The following is a 3,770-nucleotide window of genomic DNA, read 5'->3' on the forward strand; positions in this document are numbered from 1 at the left end:
TGTTTATTCGTTATCCGCACGATGTTCAGGCTGAATGGCTTTCACGTTTACTAAACGAAGCCCAACACACCGAATGGGGCAAAAAGTTTGACTATAAATCAATCGAAACCAAGGAGGTTTTTAAACAGCGGGTTCCAGTGCAGGAATACGATGACCTTAAACCCTACATCGACCGCATGATGCAAGGGGAACAAAATGTTCTTTGGAATTCTGAAATTAAATGGTTTGCAAAATCAAGCGGAACTACGGCCGGTAAAAGCAAATTTATTCCGGTAAGCAAGGAAGCTTTGGAAGATTGCCATTACAAAGGTGGTAAGGATATGTTATGCATTTATTGCAACAATGTGCCCGAAACCAATTTGTTTTCCGGTCGAGGCCTGGCCTTGGGAGGAAGCCATCAAATGGTGCAGTTTAGCAACGACGCCTATTATGGCGATTTGTCTGCCATCATTATTCAAAACTTACCCTTTTGGGCCGAATTTATTCGAACGCCAGATATTTCCATTGCGCTGATGGATGAATGGGAAGCCAAACTTGAGAAAATGGCCAGGGTAACCAGTGAACAAGATGTTACCAGCATTAGCGGAGTGCCTTCCTGGACTTTGGTTTTGCTCCGAAGAATATTAGATATTACAGGTAAGAAAAGTATTCGCGAGGTATGGCCTAACCTGGAACTCTTTATGCACGGGGCCGTCAATTTCGCACCCTATCGCGATCATTTTCAACAAACCATAGGTAATCCGGGAATTTACTACCTCGAAACATATAATGCTTCGGAAGGGTTTTTTGGAATTCAGGATCAAAGCAATAACACCGATTTGCTTCTTATGCTTGATTATGGCATTTACTATGAGTTTATGCCCCTCGATCAACCGGATTCATCCGATCCCAAAACCTTAGGACTTGATGAAGTAGAACTTAATACCAACTACGCTCTCATTATTACTACCAATGCCGGTTTATGGCGTTATAAAATTGGTGATGTAATCCAATTTACCAGTCTTAATCCCTACCGTATTCGCATTACCGGCCGTACTAAGCATTTTATAAATGCATTTGGTGAAGAAGTTATTGTAGATAATGCAGAAAAAGCCATAGCAATTGCTTGCCAAAAAACGGGTGCAAGGGTCAAAGAATTTACCGCCTGCCCGGTATACTTCTCCGGAAAAGATACCGGCGCACATGAATGGTTAGTCGAATTCGATTTGCCTCCTGCGAATCTTTCTGACTTTACTGCCGAACTGGATCTAGCTCTTCAATCTATTAACTCGGATTATGAAGCAAAACGCTATAAAGATTTTATTCTCCAAAAACCAATCTTGCATCAAATGCCCGATGGTACTTTTTACCAATGGATGAAACTTCGGGGCAAATTAGGCGGACAACACAAAGTGCCCCGGCTTAGCAACGACCGTAGCTTTGTTGATGAAATCCTTAAGCTTTCCTTTGCTATTTCATAGACTTTGATCTTGCCAAAAACTTTCCTAAACCCTTTTAGGAAAAAAAGTACATTAGCGGCCTAAAATTTAAAAATGAGCGATTCAAAATCAGCAAAACACCCCTTTGGCGTATGGATTCTGTTTGGAACAGAAATGTGGGAACGCTTCGGTTATTACCTCATGTTGGGAATTTTCTCCCTCTACATGCTCGATAGTTGGAACAATGGCGGGATGGGATTTAGTCCGGGACAAAAATCGGATATTTATGGTACCTACCTTGGCTTAGTTTACTTAACTCCATTTATCGGAGGCTTAATCGCTGACCGTATCCTGGGTTATCGTAAAGCCATTATAACCGGCGGACTCATGATGGCTGCAGGCTATTTTATGCTTTCTGTTCATAGTATTACCTCTTTCTATATTGCCTTGCTTCTTATTATTGTGGGTAATGGTTTTTTTAAACCCAATATTTCTACCATGGTCGGAAATTTGTATAGTTCCGATGAGCTCAAAGAAAAGAAAGATGCCGGTTACAACATTTTTTACATGGGTATTAATGTGGGTGCCTTCATTTGCAATTTCGTAGCAGCATACATGCGCATTAATTACGGCTGGGGACATGCTTTTGCAGCAGCAGGCGTTGGAATGTTGATTGGGGTAACAGTTTTTTTAGTCGGCACCAAACACATCAAACATGTCGATGTAATTAAACCATTGAAAGAGGGCGATATGTCAACCGGAAAAATCCTGAGCATGACTGTTCTGCCTATGTTTGTTTTTGGAGTATTGGGATATTTAATTCCCGGAAATTTCCTGGGTACCGATACCAATGATGCATTTATTATCGGTTGCCTTCCTGTTATTGGTTTCTTTATTTACCTGGCTTTTAATTCGGAAGCTAAAGAAAGCCGGGCCATTAAGGCTTTATTAGCAGTTTTTACCTGCGTTATTTTATTCTTTGCCATCTTTCATCAAAATGGCGATGCCTTAACCATATGGGCCGAAGACCATACCGACCGCCAGATGCCGGAAGCTATTTCCGAATCAGCCGATAAAATTGGAATGGCTCAGGTAGTGGTTAATAACGACATAGTTTCTGCGGATGAGGCAACTTTCAAATCCAAAATTGATTCTATGAGGGCTATCGAGGATGCCATGCCAAAGGAAACACCGGAAGAGTTAAAAGCTAAAGCGCAATTTGCAGGTGAAATCTCTCAACTCGAAAAGTCCAGGAAATACTTCGAAACCTTGCCAACTGCTCAAATTCCTGCAAAAGGTTCGGATTTGAAATTGTTTTCTACCGAACTTTATCAATCCATCAATCCTTTTTGGGTGGTAATGCTTACTCCGGTTGTGGTAGGATTCTTTAGTTTCCTCAACTCAAGGAAAATGGAGCCTAGCACACCTACTAAAATTGCCATCGGACTTGTTATTACCGCCTTATCTGCTCTGGTGATGGTGGGGGCAGTTATGTCAACCAATCATTTAGAATCCAAAGCCAGTTCCATGTGGTTGCTTGCTTCTTACGGTGTTATTACCATTGGCGAACTTTGCTTGTCGCCCATGGGACTATCCCTCGTTTCTAAATTGTCGCCTCCACGAATTACTGCACTTATGATGGGTGGTTTCTTCCTGGCCATTTCTGTAGGAAATAAACTTTCAGGTATGTTATCGGGCTTGTGGGAAAGCACCGAAGATAAGTCGAACTTTTTTCTCATGAATTTTGCCTTGGTTTCCGGGGCTGCCGTATTATTATTCCTTATGTTGAAATGGCTCAATGGAGTAATGAAAGAAAACAATGTGAAATAGTTTTTCTATTTAATTAAGCAGGTTAACCCTCTTTGAGTTTAATTCAGGGAGGGTTTCTTTTTGGTTTGGCGGGCCCCCTCCGCCAACTGGGTTTTGTGCAACATTTAGAGTAATTGCATGGCGTTCGGGTCACGCTTTCGCCGCTAGTCCTCGTCGCCCTCCGCCTTGGGGCTGCGGGCTCCTGTGGGCTAGCTGGCTCTATCGTTGCCCGGGGTGCAAACCCTAAAGTTTGGTACAATTCATAGGAGGAATTAAGTTTACACAGTTTATAATTCAAGGTTTACAGATTACAATTGAACACAGGTTTGCAATAGAAATGGTGTCTAAATCTTTGTATTTGAAGTGATTGCAAGCCTGGATAAAATTCTATTGGATTTTGGATAGAATAGTTCAAATTGGAGTAATAGACAAATTTCAGGCTGTAAAATAGACGATGGCTTCTAATAGACAAATTTCAGGCTGTTTATTTTCTTTTATAGATTGGCTTGTTATTAGAATTGATTTTATTTGCCGAGTCTGTAT

Annotated in this window: 2 protein-coding genes; both read left to right on the forward strand. The window is 41.4% G+C overall.

What is annotated here, in order from left to right; genetic code table 11:
• A partial coding sequence (locus tag K1X82_15085; protein MBX7183434.1) for a GH3 auxin-responsive promoter family protein occupies positions 1–1,460 on the forward strand: 1,460 nt, incomplete at its 5' end.
• 72 nt (positions 1,461–1,532) lie between these two features.
• On the forward strand, positions 1,533–3,248 hold the full coding sequence (locus K1X82_15090) for a peptide MFS transporter (protein ID MBX7183435.1): 1,716 nt from the start codon (positions 1,533–1,535) through the stop codon (positions 3,246–3,248).
• The last annotated feature ends 522 nt before the right edge of the window (positions 3,249–3,770 follow it).

Source organism: Bacteroidia bacterium (genome assembly GCA_019695265.1).
Lineage (GTDB): Bacteria > Bacteroidota > Bacteroidia > JAIBAJ01 > JAIBAJ01 > JAIBAJ01.